Source organism: Klebsiella sp. CN_Kp104 (assembly GCF_040064515.1).
Taxonomy (GTDB): domain Bacteria; phylum Pseudomonadota; class Gammaproteobacteria; order Enterobacterales; family Enterobacteriaceae; genus Klebsiella; species Klebsiella aerogenes.
The window spans coordinates 48,560-67,154 of the sequence record NZ_JBEAII010000031.1; the positions used below are offsets into that span (position 1 = coordinate 48,560).

The following is an 18,595-nucleotide window of genomic DNA, read 5'->3' on the forward strand; positions in this document are numbered from 1 at the left end:
TATGCTGATTCTGATTTCACCTGCTAAAACGCTCGATTATCAAAGCCCGCTGGCAACGACGCGCTATACCCAGCCCGAACTCCTGGAGCATTCTCAACAGCTTATCGGTATCGCCCGTAAGCTGACGGCGCCGCAAATCGGTAAGCTGATGAGCATCAGCGATAAGCTGGCCGATCTCAACGCCACCCGTTTTCACGACTGGCATCCGGACTTTACCCCGCAGAATGCCCGTCAGGCGATACTGGCGTTCAAAGGCGACGTTTATACCGGTCTGCAGGCCGAAACCTTTAGCGAAGCGGATTTCGATTTTGCCCAGCAGCATCTGCGCATGCTTTCCGGCCTTTACGGCGTATTACGCCCGTTGGATTTGATGCAGCCTTACCGTCTGGAGATGGGTATTAAGCTGGAAAATCCGCAGGGCAAAGATTTGTATCATTTCTGGGGCGATATCATCACCGATAAGCTCAATCAGGCGCTGCAGGCCCAGGGCGACGATATCGTCATCAACCTGGCATCCGATGAGTATTTTAAATCGGTCAAACCGAAAAAATTGCAGGGACGGTTGATTAAGCCGGTATTCCTCGATGAGAAAAACGGCAAATTCAAGGTGATCAGCTTCTATGCCAAAAAAGCGCGCGGTCTGATGAGCCGCTACATCATTGAAAACCGTTTAACCCGTCCGGAACAGCTGCAGGCGTTTAATAGCGAAGGCTATTTCTTTGATGGGGAAGCTTCGGAGAAAGGCGAACTGGTGTTTAAGCGCCACGAGCAGTAAAAACGACGACACCCCTGTCCGGTAACCGACAGGGGTGTTTTCAGTCTTAATTAGCCCATCATCAGCTTACGCAGCGCGGCGAAATCAGCCGGCAGATTATGCGACAGCAGCGGCAGGTCGGCGCGGTCAGCCAGTTCTTTCGGCAGCGGCAGCGTCTCCTGCAGAATCTCTTCTACGCTCTCTTTGAATTTCGCCGGATGCGCGGTACCGAGGAATAACCCGTACTCGCCCGGTTGCAATTGGTCGCGCAGCGCGCGATAAGCAATCGCCGCATGCGGTTCAGAGGTGTAGCCGATGGACTTCAGTTCACGCATGGTTGCTTTGGTGGTTTCATCATCAACCGCGGCGTATCCCAGCTCATTAAGACGCCAGATTTTGCGGCGGAACAGCTCTTCCACGCGCGGCCAGTTGTTCGGTTGGCTGACGTCCATGGCGTTAGACAGGGTCGCCTGCGTCGCCTTCGGCGCCCAGTTGCCATCCTGCAGGAAGCGCGGCACGGTATCGTTGGCGTTGGTAGCGGCAATAAAACGCTTAATCGGCAGCCCCAGCGATTTCGCCAGCAGGCCGGCGGTGAGATCGCCGAAGTTGCCGCTTGGCACCGACACCACCAGCTGGTTACGGGCCTCCTGCGGCAGCTGCGCGACCGCCTCGAAGTAGTAGCAGATCTGCGCCAGCAGACGACTGATATTAATAGAGTTGGCGGAGTTGAGGCCAAGCGCGACCTTCAGCTCTTCATCGTCAAACGCCTGCTTAACCAGCGCCTGACAGGCGTCGAAATCACCGTCAATCGCCACGGTTTCGATGTTGCCGCCCAGGGTGCAGAACAGCTTCTCCTGCAGCGGGCTAATCTTACCGCGCGGATAGAGGATAACTACTTTGACGTTCGGCAGGCCGTAGAAGGCATGCGCCACGGCCGCGCCGGTGTCGCCGGAGGTCGCGGTCAGGATCGTCACCGGCTTATCGCCTGCGATATGCGTCAGCATCTGGGCCATAAAACGGCCGCCAAAATCTTTAAACGCCAGGGTCGGGCCGTGGAACAGCTCCAGGCAGCCGACATCATCCTGTACTTGAGTGACCGGCGCCGGGAAGGCGAACGCCGAAGCTACGCGGGCCTGCAGTTCATTCTGCGGGATCTCATCGCCAATAAAGGCCGACAGGATTTTCGCGCTGCGGGTCACGAAATCCTGCTCCAGCATTTCGTCGATTTCGGTCAGATTGAATTCCGGCAAATCGTGCGGAAAGAACAGCCCCTGTTGTTTGCCAAGCCCTTGCGTCACGGCCTGCGCAAAGCTGACCTGTTCGTTATGATCTTTTAAGTTATACAGTTTCATCACTTATCCCACTACTCGAGCGCCCGCCGTGTCCAGCCGGCAAATATGAACGAAGCCTTCCTGATTTTGCAGATAATGCGCGGCCAGCCAGTCGGCGACGCGCTGCGCGGTGTCCGGTTTATCGCACAACGCGAACAGCGTCGGGCCGGAGCCGGAAATACCACAAGCCTGCGCACCGATTTCCATCGCCGCCTGACGCGCTTCGCTGAAGCCCGGCAGCAGTTTGGTGCGGTACGGTTCGGCAATAACATCTTTCATTAACTTTGCCGCCAACTGCGGCTGACGGCTATAGCAGGCGTGAATAAAACCTGCCAGATGGCGACCATGGGCGATGCAATCCTGACGGCGATACTGTGCCGGAAGAATCGCGCGCGCTTCGGCGGTAGAGACCTTAATACCCGGATAGGCCAGCACCCACAACCATTCATCAAAACCCGGGATCTGCTGGCTGATGATGCCTTGCTCTTCAATCATCAACTGCATACCGCCAAGATAGCACGGCGCCACGTTATCATAGTGAACGCTGCCGGAGATGCGCCCTTCCATCTCGCCCATCAACGCCAGCATCCGGTTTTCATTCAGCGGCTTGCCGCAGTGTTCGTTCATCGCCACCAGCGCGGCGACCACCGAACAGGCGCTGGAGCCAAGGCCCGAGCCAATCGGCATATTCTTTTCCAGGGTCATCGCCACCGGAACCGTTTTACCGATCTCGCGGCAAAAGGCTTCCCAGCATTGATAGACGATATTTTCCTGCGGCGCCGACGGTAATTTTCCGGCAAAGCGGCCTACGTTACGCAGGCTAAACTCCGCCGCCGCCTCTACCGAGACGTTATCACCCAGCAACGTGCCGTCGACCGGCGTCACCGCGGCCCCCAGCACATCAAACCCGACGCTCATATTGGCACTGGAAGCCGGGGCGTATACTTTGACCATCTTAAACTCCTAACTTCCATGACAGGGTACGCAGCAGGTCGGCGAACACGCCAGCCGCGGTTACGTCGTTACCCGCGCCATAGCCGCGCAGCACCAGCGGCAGCGGCTGATAATAGTGGCTGTAAAACGCCAGCGCGTTCTCGCCGTTCTTCACCTTATACAGCGGATCGTTACCGTCCACTTCGGCGATTTTCACCCGGCAGACGCCATCTTCTTCAATATTGCCGACGTAACGTAAGACTTTACCCTCGTCGCGCGCTTTAGCAACCCGCGCGGCGAATTGATCGTCAAGCGTCGGCAGGCGCGCCATAAAGCTATCGACATCGCCGCTGGCATCAAAATCGGCAGGCAGCGCAGGCTCAACGATAATGTCCGAGAGCTCCAGCTCGCGCCCGGTTTCGCGGGCAAGGATCAGCAGCTTGCGCGCCACATCCACGCCGGAAAGATCGTCGCGCGGATCCGGTTCGGTATAGCCCATCTCACGCGCCAGTTTAGTGGCTTCGGAGAGGCTCATCCCTTCATCCAGCTTACCAAAAATGAATGAAAGCGAGCCAGACAGAATCCCGGAGAAGTGCAGCAGTTCATCGCCTGCATTCAGCAGGTTCTGCAGGTTTTCAATGACCGGAAGACCCGCGCCGACGTTGGTGTCGTAGAGGAATTTGCGCCGCGAGCTGCTGGCGGCGTGGCGTAACTGGTGATAGTAATCCAGTGAAGAGGTGTTGGCCTTTTTATTCGGCGTCACCACGTGGAAACCTTCACGCAGGAAGTCAGCGTACTGGTCGGCTACCGCCTGGCTGGAGGTACAGTCAACGATAACCGGGTTCAGCAGGTGATACTCCTTCACCAGGCGGATTAAACGGCCCAGATTAAAGGGTTCTTTCGCTTCCGCGAGTTCGCCACGCCAGTTTTCCAGATTCAAACCATGGACGTTGGTCAGCAGCGCCTGCGAATTGGCGACGCCGCATACGCGCAGATCGATATGCTTGCCCTTCAGCCAGCTCTGCTGGCGTTTAATCTGTTCGATTAACGCGCCGCCGACGCCGCCGACGCCAATCACGAAGACTTCAATAACCTGGTCGGTGTTAAACAGCATCTGATGCGTCACGCGCACGCCAGTGGTCGCATCGTCATTGCTGACGACCACCGAAATTGAGCGCTCGGAAGAGCCCTGGGCAATCGCCACGATATTAATATTGGCGCGCGCCAGCGCGGCGAAGAATTTCGCCGAGATACCGCGCAGCGTACGCATCCCATCACCCACGACGGAGATGATCGCCAGCCGCTCCATGATTGACAACGGCTCCAGCAGACCTTCTTTCAATTCGAGATAAAATTCATCTTCCATCACCCGCTTCGCGCGAGCGCAGTCGCTTTGCGGCACGCAGAAGCTGATGCTGTATTCCGAAGAGGATTGGGTAATCAGCACCACAGAGATACCGGCACGGGACATGGTGGCAAAGACGCGCGCCGCCATGCCAACCATGCCCTTCATTCCCGGTCCGGAAACGTTGAACATCGCCATATTGTTGAGATTCGAGATCCCTTTTACCGGCAGGCCGTCTTCATCAAGGCTGGCGCCGATAAGCGTTCCCGGCGCCTGCGGATTACCGGTATTTTTAATCAGGCATGGGATCTGGAACTGGGCGATGGGCGCGATGGTGCGCGGGTGCAGCACCTTAGCGCCAAAATAGGAAAGCTCCATCGCTTCCTGATAAGACATGGATTTCAACAGGCGCGCATCCGGTACCTGACGCGGATCGCAGGTATAAACGCCATCGACGTCGGTCCAGATTTCGCAGCAGTCGGCACGCATACAGGCGGCCAGCACGGCTGCGGAATAGTCAGAGCCATTACGCCCCAGCACCACCAGTTCACCCTTTTCATTGCCGGCGGTAAAACCGGCCATCAGCACCATGTGGTCTGCCGGGATTTGGCTGGCGGCGATACGGCGAGTGGATTCAGTAATATCGACAGTGGATTCAAGGTAGTGGCCGACGGCCAGCAGTTTTTCGACCGGGTTAATCACGCTGACTTTATGACCGCGCGCTTCCAGTAGCGCCGCCATGATAGCGATAGAGAGCTTTTCACCGCGACAGATCAACGAGGCGTTAACGCCGTCCGGGCACTGCCCCAGCAGGCTGATACCGTGCAGGACGTGTTTAATCTGCGCAAACTCTTGATCAACGAAGGTTTTCAGCTGTGCGAGCGGGAAGCCCGGCTGCATGTCGGCCAGCCCCTGCAGCAGGTCGGCAAAGATACGTTCGGCATCGGCGATATTGGTCAGAGCGTCCTGGCCGCTGATAGTTTTTTCAATCATCGCGACCAGATGGTTGGTAATTTTCGCCGGGGCAGACAGCACGGTCGCAACCTGCCCCTGCCTGGCATTGCTCTCCAGAATATCGGCAACTCGCAGAAAGCGTTCTGCATTTGCCACTGATGTACCGCCGAACTTCAACACTCGCATGGTTCTTACCCCTTGATCTTTTGTCAAAAAAAAAGCCCGCACTGTTCAGGTGCGGGCTTTTTTCTGTTGTTTCCTGTACGCGTCAGCCCGCACCGTTACCTGTGGTAATGGTGGTGGTGATAATGGTGGTAATCATGCCGATGCGATTCATGGATGTTGTGTACTCTGTATTTTTATCTGTCTTGTGTCCTGCCTATATTGGTTAAAGTATCTGCCTGCTTAAGTCAACGAATTTCTAAATTGGCGACTTTTCAACCAACACCATCATTCCGCCACAGCGCCCCGATATTTCCGCCGCATAACCAGACTGTTGCTATTGCAATCAGTACACAAAACCATAAAAAAAACTTATTACGGTATTTTATTCCGGAAGACTTTTTTCAATATCATGCAACAAACGATGCAGCATGGCGGTGTCGCGCTGCTGTAACAGGCCGATTCGCTGTTGTAGCCAGTCGGCCAGTTTCATGTCGTCATCGACCCCCAACCGTCCAAGTAGTGAAAGCGCCCGCTGACGAAGCGCCTGCAGTTGTTTTTCGTCGGTTTCAGGCTGCTGAACCGCAGTCTGCTGCTGCAGTGAGCTCAGCTGATAGCAATACACCATCACCGATTGCCCAAGATTCAAGGAGGGATAATCGGCGACCATCGGCACGCCGGTAAGCACATCGGCCAGCGCCAGTTCATCGTTAGTTAATCCGGAATCTTCACGGCCAAAGACCAGCGCCGTATGTTTCATCCATTGTGCTTTTTCTTCCAGCAGCGGTAGCAACTGCTGCGGCGTGGCGTAGTAGTGAAAACGCGCGCGACTGCGGGCGGTAGTGGCGACGGTAAAGTCGACATCGTGCAGGGCCTGCTCAAGCGTCGGGTAGGTTTTTATATTATCTAAAATATCTCCCGAACCATGCGCCACCCAGCGCGCGGCGGGCTGCTGATGCGCTTCGCTATCGACAATCCGCAATTCGCTGAATCCCATGGTTTTCATCGCTCGCGCCGCCGCGCCCACGTTCTCCGCCCTGGCGGGCGCCACCAAAATAATTGATAAACGCATTGTGCTTCTCTTTATCCTCTTACGCGGCGCGACTCTGCGGTCTCCCCCATTTTACGCGGCGAAAATTTACAAATTTGCAACAAAAATCACTAAAAATGGGCTTTCTTACTCTTAAAAAAAACTAAACTGTTCACATTGGACACCAATACGGAGTATGTTAACAGAACGCATTTATCCATATGTTTGGCAATGATATTTCAGTTTTCATTTGCCCACAGGCTTAGGATTCACTGCATTTATTAATTCATAGTTGCAACTAATTGAGCTGTGTAAGAAATGTGACGATAAGTCGCAAATCGATGCAATGATTTCACAAGACTGTTAACGTGCTACAATTGAACTTGATATATGTCAACGAAGCGTAGTTTTATTGGGTGTTCGGCCTCTCTTAGCCTGTTATGTTGCTGTTAAAATGGTTAGGATGACAGCCGTTTTTGACACCGTCGGGTCCAGAGGGAAAGTACCCACGACCAAGCTAATGATGTTGTTGACGTTGATGGAAAGTGCATCAAGAACGCAATTACGTACTTTAGTCATGTTACGCCGGACATGTTAATTTGTGGCATGTACCAGGCAGGTCAGGGACTTTGGTACTTCCTGTTTCGATTTAGTTGGCAATTTAGGTAGCAAACATGCAGACCCCGCACATTCTTATCGTTGAAGACGAGTTGGTAACACGCAACACGTTAAAAAGTATTTTCGAAGCAGAAGGTTATGATGTATTCGAAGCGACCGATGGCGCGGAAATGCATCAGATCCTGTCTGAAAATGATATCAACCTGGTGATCATGGATATCAACCTGCCAGGTAAAAATGGTCTTCTGCTGGCGCGTGAACTGCGTGAGCAGGCTGACGTCGCGCTGATGTTCCTTACCGGCCGAGACAACGAAGTTGATAAAATTCTTGGCCTCGAAATCGGCGCCGATGACTATATCACTAAACCGTTTAACCCGCGTGAACTGACTATCCGCGCGCGCAACCTGCTCTCCCGTACCATGAACCTCGGTACCGTGAGCGAAGAGCGTCGCAGCGTTGAGAGCTACAAGTTCAACGGTTGGGAACTGGATATCAACAGCCGTTCGTTGGTGAGCCCAAACGGCGAGCAGTATAAGCTGCCGCGCAGTGAATTCCGCGCGATGCTGCACTTCTGCGAAAACCCGGGCAAAATCCAGTCGCGCGCAGAGCTGCTGAAGAAAATGACCGGTCGCGAGCTGAAGCCGCATGACCGTACCGTGGACGTGACCATTCGTCGCATTCGTAAGCATTTCGAATCCACGCCGGATACCCCGGAAATCATCGCCACTATTCACGGTGAAGGTTACCGCTTCTGTGGCGATCTGCAGGAATAACTTCGGTTATGCCGCAGCTATAATGCAAAAACAGCGCCTTCTGGCGCTGTTTTTTTATGTCTCTTTTACTTCCAGATACGTAACGTGTCGTCATCCTTACTTTGCGGTTTTTCCGGATTGCTTTGCGGTAGTGACAAGGCGTACCAGTCCACGCGGCGGGTCAGGAACATCAACGCGCACAGCGCCAGCAGTAGCACTCCGGTGCCAAGCAGCAACGCGCTATCCTCAGAACGCAACAGTAACCACATCACGCCATCCAGCAGCAGTAGCGCTGCAACAAATAACAGACTATTACGCCACCCTTTCAGTACCGCCTGTAAATAAACGCCGTTTATCACCGCGCCAATCAGGCTGGCAACGACCCAGGCAGGCGTAAACCCAACATGTTCCGAGAGCGCCAGCAACACCAGGTAGAACATCACCAGCGATAACCCCACCAGCAGATACTGCATTGGATGCAGACGGCGATGCGTCAGGCTCTCGAAAACGAAGAAGGCCATAAAAGTTAACGCGATTAACAGGATGGCGTATTTAGTCGCCCGATCGGTGAGCTGATATTGATCGGCCTGCGACATCACGTCCACGCTGAAGGCGGGTAAACGCGGCCATTCAATATCGGTATCATCGTTGAAATAGCTGCCCATATTGTTGGCGAACCAGCTGCTTTGCCAGTGCGCGCTATAACCCGAGGCGCTCACTTCGCGCTTTGTAGGCAGGAAGTTGCCCAGGAATCCCGGATGCGGCCAGTTACTGGTTAGCCGCAGCTCGCTGTTGCGGCCCAACGGTACGACGGAGAAGTCGCCGGTACCATTAAGATCGAGGGTAAAAGCAATCTCCAGCGGTTTGTTGTCTGCGGTTAATGCCGGCATCGGCATATGAATGCCCATACCGCCGCCGTTCAATCCCAGCCCCGGTTCAACGACCAGTGCCGTACCGTTAATGACCGGCGCGTTGATGGCGCCTATGCCGCGGGCATCGCTCACGCTGAGAACTAAAAACGGCTTTCCTAACGTGGTATTCGCTTTTTTCAGCTCCGTCAGCCGCGTAGGATCATACTGCGCCTTAATTTGCAGGGTGTTATGCCAGACCTGCCCACTGTAAATGCCGACTTTTCTCGACTCCACATTTTGCGCGCCGCTGACCGCCAGCGATTCCGGTAGCCAGTAGTAGATCCAGCTACGCTGATATTCGACCTCTTTTTGGTTCTCCATTCGGGTCAGCGTCTCGGTTACCGGGATGGCGATCAGCGGCCCGGCCAGCTTTTGTGAACCGCTGGTGCTGTGCTCTATCGCATCCACAACATCGCTACGATAGTCCGCCCGCTCGACAATAAGCGCTCTGACCATCATCAGCGGCACGGACAACAGCAAAATACAGCCCAACAACGTACTAATTTTCCAGAACAACGGTGATTTCATCATAGCCTTCTCCCAATCGTGATGGGCTCACTGTAAGGGGGCTATGTGCAGTGTGTTTGAAGCTATGTGAAGGGACGGTGAAGATGTAGCGTCGCGACCACGCCGCCTTCGGGGCGATTGTGCAAACTAATATCGCCCTGATGTAGACGCGCGACTTCACGAACGAACGCCAGGCCAAGACCACTGCTTTTATGGCCGTCATCACGCGGCAGCGAGTAAAAGCGTTCAAAGATGCGCTCCAGCGCAAAATCAGGAATTCCGCTACCGTTATCCGTGACGCTCAACCACGCCTCTTCATTACGCATCTCTACCGCCAGGGAAATTTCGCCGCCGCGGGGGGTAAAGTCAATCGCATTGTCGATAAGATTGCCCAGCGCCTGCCCCAGTAGTTCGCTATCGCCATTCACCGTTACCCCGCTCTCCTGCCAGCGTAAGGTGATGGCTTTCGCCGCCAGCGCAATGTCGCGGTCTTCAGCCAGACGTTGGAAAAGCGCATCAACCGAAACCAACTGCGGCGTTATCTCCAGACGATTTTCCAGCCGCGCCTGCTGCAGCAGTTTTTCCACCAGCAGTTGCATACGCGTATTCTGCGCAAGAATATTGGCGGTGAAACGCGCGGCGATCTCGGGCGGCGGCCCCTCGCGCAGGATCTCCGCCGCGCCGCGAATGGCCGCCAGAGGGCTTTTGAGTTCATGCGTAAGATCGTAGACATAGTTTTCAATCGCGTTTTTGCCTTCAAGCTTCACGCGCATGCTCTCCAGCGCCTGCGCCAGCTTGCTTAGCTCGCGACTACCGACGTTCGGTAGAGGTAGCGGACGCTCGGCGGTCACCGAATCGGCGTAACGCACCAGTTTGCCAATTGAGAAGTTAATCCACCAGACGATCCCGCCGCCGATCAGTAAAGCGATCCCCAACAACGCGCCGCCAGCCCACAGGATCCGCCGCTCGCTGCGTTTAATCACCGGCGTCATGGCCAGATTAGGTTTGCCGACGCTCACCACGCCGATGATACGGCCGTTATCCATTACCGGTGCGGCAATGTACATGACTGAGCTATTATCATCATCAGGATCGCTGCGCGTGCTGCGCGCGCCGTACTGGCCGCGTAGGGTCAGCCAGACGTCGTTCCAGCGCGAATAATCCTGGCCCACCGCCTGCCCGCTGGAGTCAAACACCACCTTTCCCTGAGCATCCGTCAGATAGACGCGATACTCATTGCGCATTTTCCTGATACCGCTGATATTGGCGTTGATGGGCTGCTGATTAAGCGACTGAAACGCCTGCGCCAACCGCCCTTGCTGCGGGTTTGCCGAAAGCAGGTCATCACGAGCCAGCGCCGCCAGTAGCGTTGCAGTATCGTTAAGCGTGCCTTCCGTTGCCCGACGCACGCCCGGTTTGACTTCCTGCACAAATATTGAGAGCACAAACCACGCGGCAATGGCGACAATCAAAAAATAACCCAGCAGCAGGCGCATCCCGATACGCATCAACAGCCTCCCAGGCTATAGCCCAAACCGCGATGCGTATTAATAGGGTTAACATTCGGATTCACCGCCCGCAGCTTGGCGCGCAGGGTCTTGATATGGGTATCGACGGTGCGATCGATACTCTCGTAGGCATCGCTCCATACCAGTTCCATCAGCTGCTGGCGGGAGAATACGCGACCGGGGGCGTTGATTAGGGTTTTCAGCAGCAGGAATTCGTAACGCGTCAGATTCAACGGTTGGCCAAACCAGCTTATCGCCATCGCCTGCTCATCCAGCAGGAACTCGCCAACGCGCACCACCGGCGAAGGAGCTGAAAATTTCTGTAGCCGACGCAGAACGGTACGTACCCGCGCGCAAACTTCGCGCGGCGAAAATGGTTTGGCGATGTAGTCATCAGCGCCAATTTCCAGTCCCAGCAGCTTATCAACCTCTTCGCTGCGTGCGGTCAGAAACAATAGCGGCAATGCCGGATGGCGCGCCAGCAGTCGTCGGCATAGTTCAAAGCCGCTAATATCGGGCAAACCAACGTCGAGGATCGCTAAATCCGGGATCTGATGCAGCGCCGCATCAAGCGCGGGCAACCCGCGCCCGAAAACGGTCACGTCGAATCCTTCCTGCTGCAGCATGTAAACAAGGGTATCGGCGATACTCTGTTCATCCTCAACTAACCAAATCCGTGGCTGTTGCATTGCGACTCCCGTTTATTTATTCCAGGGCATGATTGGCACGGCGCTGATGGCATTCTTCGGCGAGCCGTCGACCACTTTATCCGAATAGGTCAGATACACCAGCGCATTACGTTTAGCGTCAAAGAAGCGAACGACCTGCAGTTTTTTGAACACCAGCGAGGTACGTTTCTGGAACACGACATCGCCCTGACTTTTGCCGTTTTTGATCTTGTCCGTCAGCTCAATCGGCCCGACCTGCTGACAGGAGATGGCGGCGTCTGAGGTATCTTCCGCCAGCCCCAACCCGCCTTTAATACCGCCGGTTTTCGCCCGACTGATATAGCAGGTGACGTTCTGTACATCGGGATCGTCGAAGGCTTCGACCACGATTTTGTGATCCGGTCCCAGCCATTTAAATACCGTATCGACGGAGCCAATTTGCTCGGCGTGCGCCAGTTGGCCCGCCGCCAGTAAGAACAACCCTGCTACTAACTTCTTGTATTTCATATTGTTACCATTTCTTAAAATTCCGCTGCGTGATAATCACAAACGCTGTGGAAAAGGTTTAAAGATCACAGCTTTACAAAATTACTAACGATATCCACCAGATAATCGCATTTAAAAGCAAAAAAAACACTGAATGCTAAAACATCAAAAAATGCTATTATCCGCTACCTTAATATAGGTACCTGAGTTTAAAGGATGGGGACATTTTATGGATCAAGCTGGGATTATTCGCGATCTCCTGAGCTGGCTGGAAGGTCACCTGGATCAGCCCCTCTCGTTGGATAATGTGGCGGCGAAGGCAGGTTATTCCAAGTGGCATTTGCAACGTATGTTTAAAGACGTCACGGGTCAAGCTATCGGTGCCTATATTCGCGCACGTCGCCTGTCAAAATCCGCCGTTGCGCTACGCCTGACCGCACGTCCGATCCTCGACATCGCGCTACAGTACCGCTTCGATTCTCAGCAGACGTTTACCCGCGCCTTTAAAAAACAGTTTAACCTGACCCCCGCGCTCTATCGCCGTTCTGCGGACTGGAGCTCGTTTGGGATGCGTCCGCCGCTGCGCCTCGGTGAATTTACCATGCCGAAGCATGAATTCGTGACCCTGAGCACCACGCAACTGGTCGGCGTGACCCAAAGCTATACCTGTAAGCTGGAAGAGATTTCTGAATTCCGTAACCAGATGCGCGTTCAGTTCTGGCGCGAATTCCTCGGCAACGCGCCCAGCATTCCGCCGACGCTGTACGGCCTGCATGAACCGCGTCCAAGCCTGGAAAAAGATGACGAGCAGGAGGTGTTCTACACCACCGCGCTGACGCCAGAGCTGGCGAACGGCCACCTGCATAATTCCCATCCGGTGATTCTGGAAGGCGGCGAGTATGTGATGTTCACCTACGAAGGGTTAGGTACCGGGCTGCAGGAGTTTATCCTGACGGTGTACGGCACCTGTATGCCGATGCTCAACCTCACCCGCCGTAAGGGCCTGGATATTGAACGCTTCTACCCGGAAGATGATAACCGGAACCAGGCCACGCCAATTCAGCTGCGCTGCGAGTACCTGATTCCGATTCGTCGCTAACGCTGCAGTTCGTCCATCGCGGGGGCATCGAGATGCGAAACGTCCCCCGCAGTCTCCACCACCCATCCTGACGCCAGCCACGGGCTCTGCTGGTAATCAACACGTGAAATCGAACAGTTGCGCAGGCGCAAACGACGCTCCGCATAAGCAGGCAGTCCGAGGATCGTGCTCACCAGACAGCCGAGCGCCATCCCATGACTCACCAGCAGCGGCCGGCTCCCTGGCGGTAACTCCAGACAGGATGATAGCGCCGCGCGCATACGCTCGCTAAGCTCCTGCATGGATTCGCCCTGCGGAATGCGGCCATCCGGCGTACCGTTGACCAGCTGACGGCGCCAGCCCTCCTCTTCTTCGCTAAGCGAGTCGATATGTCGCTTCTCCAGCACCCCCATATCCAGTTCGCGCAGGCGTGAATCGGTGACCACGCCGCAACCGCAGGCTTCGGCGATAATTTCTGCCGTGCGGCGGGTACGGCCGAGGTCGCTGGCGATAATATGGGTAATCCCCAGCGTTCTGGCGCGCTCGCCAACCTGCCATGCCTGGCGCTCACCGTGAGCGGTCAGCGGACTATCGGACTGGCCTTGAATACGTCGCTCGGCGTTCCACTGCGTTTCACCGTGGCGAACAAGGTATACCTGTAACATGCTTATTTTCCGTTCTGAACCCTTCATCATTCAACGAGCAGCGCGATCGGCTGCCGCCAGAGTGATTTAGAGTATACTGCGATGACGTTAATTAATTCTGAGTTGTTTTGATTATGCACCATGTTGTCTCAGCTACCACTAATCCCGCCAAAATTCAGGCAATTCTGCAGGCTTTTAACGAGATCTTCGGCGAAGGATCCTGCCATATTGAGTCCGTCGCCGTCGAGAGCGGCGTGCCGGAACAACCCTTCGGCAGCGAGGAAACGCGGGCTGGCGCACGAAATCGCGTCGCTAATGCCCGGATCGCACAGCCTGAAGCCGATTTTTGGGTGGCGATCGAAGCCGGGATCGACGAAGGCAGCACCTTCAGTTGGGTAGTGATTGAGAGCCAGCAGCAGCGTGGCGAAGCGCGCTCGGCGACCCTGCCGCTGCCGGAGGCGATCCTTGCGCAGGTTCGCGCCGGAGAAGCGCTGGGGCCGGTCATGTCGCAACATACCGGGATCGACCAGATAGGCCGCAAAGAGGGCGCTATCGGCGTCTTTACCGCGGGTAAGCTGACGCGCAGCAGCGTCTACCATCAGGCGGTAGTACTGGCGCTCAGCCCATTCCATAACGCTATTTATCGTTAAGCAGCGTCTGTTCCAGCCACTGGCGTAGCTCTACCGGTGCCGATTTCAGGCTATTTGAGCCGCGAGTAATCGTGGCAATACCGGCGCCGAGTTCGTTTTTCAGCTCGCGCTGGCTCATCTCGCCGCGCAGCAGCTCTTCAATAATACGCACCCGGGTGCCCAGCGCTTCGCGCTCGTCGGGCGTCAGCATCAGCTGCAGTAACGGCAGGTGAAGATCTTCGGCGTAGGCCTGCTGCAGTAGCGCCACAAAGCGCAGCCACTCCTGATGACGTTGTTCGGCCACTGCCGCTGAATAGGGAGATTGTTGGGTCATGTTACGTCGCCATGTTGAGACGGGCAGCCAGGCTGCCCGTCGAATGTACTCATCAACGAGTACAAAGAATAACATACTTACGGACGATCAGTAACGCTGTTGCCATTCGGCGTCGCTCAGCAAGTTATCCTGCTTGCCCATAAAGTAGCGGTAATAGGCATCGTAAGAGAGGACGTTTTTTACGTACCCGCGGGTTTCCGAGAACGGAATACTCTCGACAAATGCCACCGCATCAATGCGCCCGGCGCTATTGCCCTGCCAGGTGCGTACGCGTCCTGGCCCGGCGTTATAGGCGGCGGAAGCGTAAATGCGGTTATTGCCGAACTGCTGGTAGACGTACTGCAGGTAGCTGGTACCAATGTTGATATTGGTTTCCGGATCCAGCAGCTGAGACGGGCCGCTATAACCAGGAATGCTGAACATGCTGACGGTATGCGTCGCGGTGCCCGGCATAATCTGCATCAAGCCGCTGGCGCCGACCGGTGAACGCACTTTCGGGTTCCAGGCGCTTTCCTGACGCGCAATCGCCATCGCGTAGCTCTGTGGAATATCTTTGCCGCTAATGTAACGTGCGAACAGATCGTTGTACGCCAGCGGGAAGCGCTCTTCCAGTTGATCCCACAATTTACCCGCGATCGTCGCCTGCACGCTGAGATCCCACCAGTGTTGATCAAACGCGTAACGCGCCAGCTGCGCCTGCTGCGATTTGGTCCGGCTGCTCACCAGGTTCGCCCATTCGCTGCGCGCGGTGTTGTCCATGTTCCAGTACATCAGCTCGCGAACGCGCGCCATCTCAGGGCCAGAGGCCAGCGCCGGGTCAATAGTGCCGGAGGCTTTATCAATGCGGAAGGTGTACTCTTCGCCCAGACGTTGAGCGGCAACCATCGGATAGAAGCCGCGCTGCTGCATCAGCGAATGCAAGATGGCTTTCGCTTCGTCATCGCGCCCGCGCTCCAGCAGCAGATCCGCCTGCCAGTAGCGCCACTCGTCTTTTTCTTTCGCCTCCATCGGCAGACGCGCCAGCCAGGTGTTCAGCCCATGACGATCGCCGTTGCCGAGCGCCATACGTACCCGGCGTTCCACCAGCGAGGTTGATTGCGAACGCATGATGGCGTCATCGCGCCACTCCGCCTGCGCTTCGGTCACATCGGTGCCCATCAGGCGCCAGGCGACAATATCGCGCAGCTCCTGGGTTTGATCCTCATTCAACTGCTGCGCCTGCACCAGCGACGGGATCATCAGACGAGCGTTTTCTACATCCTGACGCGCGACGCTGGCAAAAGCGACCGCCGCCATCTGGCGGGTAAAGTCGGTGGCCCCGGTGGTGCGGGCAAAGGTCATCACGCTATTGGGATCGTTGGCCAACGCCACCACCGCCGAAGAGATGCTCTGATAGTTTGACGGCATCTGCTGAGCAAGCACGCGGACCAGACTGGTATTGCCTGCCTTCATCGCCAGACGAATTCGTTCGAGATAGGCCAGCGGATCCTGCTGCCCGGAATCGCGCCACGCGCTGAACAGCGGATCGCAGGCATTTGGCTGGCTCTTGCCGGTTAGCCACAGCTCTTTCGCCCCGCTCCAGGCTTCCTGCGATTGGCCGACGCTGAGTTTGGCGTAGTAGTAGTTACACTGCGCTTCGGTTGTCGCCGGTTTATCCGGGCTGAACGCCAGTAAGCCGCGCCAGTCGGTGCGCCGCGCCAGCTCATTAACAAAGCGTGATTTCAGCGAACGCGCCGCCGGTAAGGTCGGGTTCGCCGCAATGAAATTAGTGACCACCAGCGGCGGCTGGTTCATCAGGTCATCGGTAATTTGTCGATATTGCAGGTAGGGATACAGCGGATAGCTGCTGAGCGTGGGCATCAACTGGTTGACGACATCCATCTGGTGTTTGTCCCACGCCTGTTTAATTTGAGCATAGCGGCTGCGCTGTTCATCCAGTGAATCCGCATGCGCCAGCTGGCTTAGCGTCAGCAGACTCACGCCGGCAGCCAGAAGACGCCATGCCGTAGTTTTGGCTTTTTCCACAAGCTCTTCCTCTAGTTTGGTGCATCACCGCGGCATCGTGCCGCTTCAAAAAATTCAGGTATTGCTTAGTTATGCTAATCAGACAACTGAAAACATGCCATGTCCTGAACATTTTTTTACGCTTCTGTGAATCCTGTCGCCTCGCTGGGATTACCGCGCGAAAAAGGCTACACTTCGCCTTTGAACTATCTATCAGAATAGAAAGAGGCGAAGTCCAACGTGGCTCAATTCGTTTATACCATGCATCGTGTCGGCAAAGTGGTTCCGCCGAAACGTCATATTTTGAAAAATATCTCCCTCAGTTTCTTCCCTGGCGCGAAAATCGGTGTTCTCGGTCTGAACGGCGCCGGTAAATCTACCCTGCTGCGCATCATGGCCGGTATCGACACCGAAATCGAAGGTGAAGCGCGCCCGCAGCCCGGTATCAAAATCGGCTACCTGCCGCAGGAGCCGCAGCTGAATCCGGAGCACACCGTGCGCGAATCCGTTGAAGAAGCGGTCGCCGAAGTGGTTAACGCGCTGAAAGGCCTGGACGAAGTTTATGCCAAATACGCCGAGCCGGATGCCGACTTCGATAAGCTTGCCGCGCAACAGGGCAAGTTCGAAGAGATCATCCAGGCGCACGACGGCCATAACCTGAACGTACAGCTGGAGCGTGCGGCTGATGCCCTGCGCCTGCCGGACTGGGATGCGAAGATCGCCACTCTTTCCGGTGGTGAACGCCGTCGCGTCGCGCTGTGCCGTCTGCTGCTGGAAAAACCAGACATGCTGCTGCTCGACGAACCGACCAACCACCTTGACGCCGAATCCGTCGCCTGGCTGGAACGCTTCCTGCACGATTTCGAAGGCACCGTGGTAGCGATTACCCACGACCGTTACTTCCTCGATAACGTCGCCGGTTGGATCCTCGAACTTGACCGCGGCGAAGGTATTCCGTGGGAAGGCAACTACTCCTCCTGGCTGGAGCAGAAAGATCAGCGTCTGGCGCAGGAAGCTTCTCAGGAAGCTGCACGCCGCAAATCTATCGAGAAAGAACTCGAGTGGGTTCGCCAGGGCGCGAAAGGCCGTCAGTCTAAGGGTAAAGCCCGTCTGGCGCGCTTTGAAGAGCTTAACAACGTCGAATACCAGAAACGTAACGAGACCAACGAACTGTTCATTCCGCCAGGAGCGCGTCTGGGCGATAAAGTTCTGGAAGTCAGCAATCTGCGCAAATCTTACGGCGACCGCGTACTGATTGACGATCTGAGCTTCTCCGTACCGAAAGGCGCTATCGTTGGTATCATCGGTCCGAACGGCGCGGGTAAATCCACCCTGTTCCGCATGATGTCCGGCCAGGAACAACCTGATTCCGGCACCATCACGCTGGGTGAAACCGTTAAACTGGCTTCCGTCGATCAGTTCCGCGACGCGATGGACAACAGCAAAACCGTTTGGGAAGAAGTGTCCGGCGGCCTGGATATCATGAAGATCGGCAACACCGAGATGCCGAGCCGCGCCTACGTTGGCCGCTTTAACTTCAAAGGCGTCGACCAGGGCAAACGCGTTGGCGAACTGTCCGGCGGTGAGCGTGGTCGTCTGCACCTGGCGAAGCTGTTGCAGGTCGGCGGTAACGTCCTGCTGCTCGATGAACCAACCAACGACCTGGATATCGAAACCCTGCGCGCGCTGGAAAACGCCCTGCTGGAGTTCCCGGGTTGCGCCATGGTTATCTCGCACGACCGCTGGTTCCTTGACCGTATCGCGACCCACATTCTGGATTACCAGGATGAAGGTAAAGTTGAGTTCTTCGAAGGTAACTTTACCGAGTACGAAGAGTACAAGAAACGCACCCTCGGCGCCGATGCGCTGGAGCCGAAGCGTATCAAGTACAAACGCATTGCCAAGTAATCTGTAAGTGCCGGATGGCGCTACGCTTATCCGGCCTAC

At 55.7% G+C, this 18,595-nt stretch carries 18 protein-coding genes and 1 other annotated feature; of the genes, 5 read left to right on the plus strand and 13 right to left on the minus strand.

Features of this window, described 5'->3' with window-relative positions; translation table 11 throughout:
• Nucleotide 1 precedes the first annotated feature (1 nt).
• A complete protein-coding gene (gene yaaA / locus ABLU80_RS16875) occupies nucleotides 2-775 on the plus strand; it encodes a peroxide stress protein YaaA (protein ID WP_032713284.1) in 774 nt (257 codons plus the stop codon).
• A 50-nt stretch (nucleotides 776-825) separates the two neighbouring features.
• On the opposite strand, the gene thrC is transcribed toward yaaA, so the two are convergent.
• The 6 genes from thrC to yjjY form a co-directional block, all read right to left on the minus strand.
• Nucleotides 826-2,106, minus strand: coding sequence for a threonine synthase (gene thrC / locus ABLU80_RS16880; protein WP_015368359.1), 1,281 nt, complete (start codon nucleotides 2,104-2,106; stop codon nucleotides 826-828).
• Nucleotides 2,107-2,109: 3 nt separating this feature from the next.
• Nucleotides 2,110-3,039, minus strand: a complete 930-nt coding sequence (gene thrB / locus ABLU80_RS16885) for a homoserine kinase (RefSeq protein ID WP_020079659.1) — start codon at nucleotides 3,037-3,039, stop codon at nucleotides 2,110-2,112.
• A gap of 1 nt (nucleotide 3,040) precedes the next feature.
• Complete coding sequence (gene thrA, locus ABLU80_RS16890; RefSeq protein ID WP_042892484.1) at nucleotides 3,041-5,503, minus strand: bifunctional aspartate kinase/homoserine dehydrogenase I; 2,463 nt, start codon at nucleotides 5,501-5,503, stop codon at nucleotides 3,041-3,043.
• Between the two features lie 25 nt (nucleotides 5,504-5,528).
• Nucleotides 5,529-5,647: a sequence feature (Thr leader region), on the minus strand.
• Nucleotides 5,586-5,654 (minus strand): thr operon leader peptide, encoded by a 69-nt coding sequence (thrL, locus tag ABLU80_RS16895; protein WP_004222578.1) that lies wholly within the window; start codon nucleotides 5,652-5,654, stop codon nucleotides 5,586-5,588. It overlaps the preceding feature by 62 nt.
• 210 nt (nucleotides 5,655-5,864) lie before the next feature.
• Nucleotides 5,865-6,551 (minus strand): tRNA/rRNA methyltransferase, encoded by a 687-nt coding sequence (locus tag ABLU80_RS16900; RefSeq protein WP_032706622.1) that lies wholly within the window; start codon nucleotides 6,549-6,551, stop codon nucleotides 5,865-5,867.
• 396 nt (nucleotides 6,552-6,947) lie between these two features.
• Nucleotides 6,948-7,088, minus strand: a complete 141-nt coding sequence (gene yjjY, locus ABLU80_RS16905; RefSeq protein WP_001541509.1) for a protein YjjY — start codon at nucleotides 7,086-7,088, stop codon at nucleotides 6,948-6,950.
• 95 nt (nucleotides 7,089-7,183) lie between these two features.
• Here yjjY and arcA point away from each other — a divergent pair, with 95 nt between their 5' ends.
• Nucleotides 7,184-7,900: a two-component system response regulator ArcA gene (gene arcA, locus ABLU80_RS16910; protein WP_002887843.1), complete on the plus strand. Its 717-nt coding sequence runs from the start codon at nucleotides 7,184-7,186 to the stop codon at nucleotides 7,898-7,900.
• A 65-nt stretch (nucleotides 7,901-7,965) separates the two neighbouring features.
• Here arcA and creD read toward each other — a convergent pair whose 3' ends face one another.
• From creD to creA, 4 genes are read right to left on the minus strand one after another with little or no spacing between them, the layout of a single operon-like run.
• The gene (gene creD, locus ABLU80_RS16915; protein ID WP_032713281.1) at nucleotides 7,966-9,321 is read right to left on the minus strand and encodes a cell envelope integrity protein CreD; all 1,356 of its coding nucleotides are present in this window, start codon (nucleotides 9,319-9,321) and stop codon (nucleotides 7,966-7,968) included.
• A gap of 59 nt (nucleotides 9,322-9,380) precedes the next feature.
• Nucleotides 9,381-10,805 carry a two-component system sensor histidine kinase CreC gene (gene creC / locus ABLU80_RS16920; protein WP_129243836.1) on the minus strand — a complete coding sequence of 475 codons (1,425 nt, stop codon included), beginning with the start codon at nucleotides 10,803-10,805 and terminating at the stop codon, nucleotides 9,381-9,383.
• Entirely contained in the window at nucleotides 10,805-11,494 is a 690-nt protein-coding gene (gene creB, locus ABLU80_RS16925; RefSeq protein WP_015368366.1) for a two-component system response regulator CreB, read from the minus strand. Before creB ends, creC begins: the two co-directional genes overlap by 1 nt.
• Before the next feature lie 12 nt (nucleotides 11,495-11,506).
• Nucleotides 11,507-11,980, minus strand: a complete 474-nt coding sequence (gene creA, locus ABLU80_RS16930; RefSeq protein ID WP_015368367.1) for a protein CreA — start codon at nucleotides 11,978-11,980, stop codon at nucleotides 11,507-11,509.
• A gap of 208 nt (nucleotides 11,981-12,188) precedes the next feature.
• Between creA and robA the strand changes: the two genes are divergently transcribed.
• Nucleotides 12,189-13,058, plus strand: coding sequence for an MDR efflux pump AcrAB transcriptional activator RobA (gene robA / locus ABLU80_RS16935; protein ID WP_020079662.1), 870 nt, complete (start codon nucleotides 12,189-12,191; stop codon nucleotides 13,056-13,058).
• Here the strand turns inward: robA and gpmB are convergent.
• Entirely contained in the window at nucleotides 13,055-13,702 is a 648-nt protein-coding gene (gene gpmB / locus ABLU80_RS16940; RefSeq protein WP_015704328.1) for a 2,3-diphosphoglycerate-dependent phosphoglycerate mutase GpmB, read from the minus strand. The two genes, robA and gpmB, sit on opposite strands and share 4 nt — an antisense overlap.
• Before the next feature lie 113 nt (nucleotides 13,703-13,815).
• On the opposite strand from gpmB, the gene yjjX reads away from it, so the two are divergent.
• Complete coding sequence (yjjX, locus tag ABLU80_RS16945) at nucleotides 13,816-14,331, plus strand: inosine/xanthosine triphosphatase (RefSeq protein WP_042892498.1); 516 nt, start codon at nucleotides 13,816-13,818, stop codon at nucleotides 14,329-14,331.
• On the opposite strand, the gene trpR is transcribed toward yjjX, so the two are convergent.
• Entirely contained in the window at nucleotides 14,318-14,644 is a 327-nt protein-coding gene (trpR, locus tag ABLU80_RS16950; RefSeq protein WP_015368371.1) for a trp operon repressor, read from the minus strand. The genes yjjX and trpR overlap by 14 nt on opposite strands.
• 87 nt (nucleotides 14,645-14,731) lie before the next feature.
• Nucleotides 14,732-16,669 (minus strand): murein transglycosylase, encoded by a 1,938-nt coding sequence (sltY, locus tag ABLU80_RS16955; RefSeq protein ID WP_348850231.1) that lies wholly within the window; start codon nucleotides 16,667-16,669, stop codon nucleotides 14,732-14,734.
• 219 nt (nucleotides 16,670-16,888) lie between these two features.
• Here sltY and ettA point away from each other — a divergent pair, with 219 nt between their 5' ends.
• Nucleotides 16,889-18,556 (plus strand): energy-dependent translational throttle protein EttA, encoded by a 1,668-nt coding sequence (gene ettA / locus ABLU80_RS16960; protein ID WP_015704325.1) that lies wholly within the window; start codon nucleotides 16,889-16,891, stop codon nucleotides 18,554-18,556.
• Nucleotides 18,557-18,595: the final 39 nt, after the last annotated feature.

Excerpts from the sequence above, each read along its gene's own strand:
- yaaA (WP_032713284.1), top strand. The coding sequence starts at position 2 with ATGCTGATTCTGATTTCACCTGCTAAAACGCTCGATTATCAAAGCCCG.
- thrC (WP_015368359.1), bottom strand. The coding sequence starts at position 2,106 with ATGAAACTGTATAACTTAAAAGATCATAACGAACAGGTCAGCTTTGCG.
- thrB (WP_020079659.1), bottom strand. The coding sequence starts at position 3,039 with ATGGTCAAAGTATACGCCCCGGCTTCCAGTGCCAATATGAGCGTCGGG.
- thrA (WP_042892484.1), bottom strand. The coding sequence starts at position 5,503 with ATGCGAGTGTTGAAGTTCGGCGGTACATCAGTGGCAAATGCAGAACGC.
- ABLU80_RS16900 (WP_032706622.1), bottom strand. The coding sequence starts at position 6,551 with ATGCGTTTATCAATTATTTTGGTGGCGCCCGCCAGGGCGGAGAACGTG.
- yjjY (WP_001541509.1), bottom strand. The coding sequence starts at position 7,088 with ATGACTAAAGTACGTAATTGCGTTCTTGATGCACTTTCCATCAACGTC.
- arcA (WP_002887843.1), top strand. The coding sequence starts at position 7,184 with ATGCAGACCCCGCACATTCTTATCGTTGAAGACGAGTTGGTAACACGC.
- creD (WP_032713281.1), bottom strand. The coding sequence starts at position 9,321 with ATGATGAAATCACCGTTGTTCTGGAAAATTAGTACGTTGTTGGGCTGT.
- creC (WP_129243836.1), bottom strand. The coding sequence starts at position 10,805 with ATGCGTATCGGGATGCGCCTGCTGCTGGGTTATTTTTTGATTGTCGCC.
- creB (WP_015368366.1), bottom strand. The coding sequence starts at position 11,494 with ATGCAACAGCCACGGATTTGGTTAGTTGAGGATGAACAGAGTATCGCC.
- creA (WP_015368367.1), bottom strand. The coding sequence starts at position 11,980 with ATGAAATACAAGAAGTTAGTAGCAGGGTTGTTCTTACTGGCGGCGGGC.
- robA (WP_020079662.1), top strand. The coding sequence starts at position 12,189 with ATGGATCAAGCTGGGATTATTCGCGATCTCCTGAGCTGGCTGGAAGGT.
- gpmB (WP_015704328.1), bottom strand. The coding sequence starts at position 13,702 with ATGTTACAGGTATACCTTGTTCGCCACGGTGAAACGCAGTGGAACGCC.
- yjjX (WP_042892498.1), top strand. The coding sequence starts at position 13,816 with ATGCACCATGTTGTCTCAGCTACCACTAATCCCGCCAAAATTCAGGCA.
- trpR (WP_015368371.1), bottom strand. The coding sequence starts at position 14,644 with ATGACCCAACAATCTCCCTATTCAGCGGCAGTGGCCGAACAACGTCAT.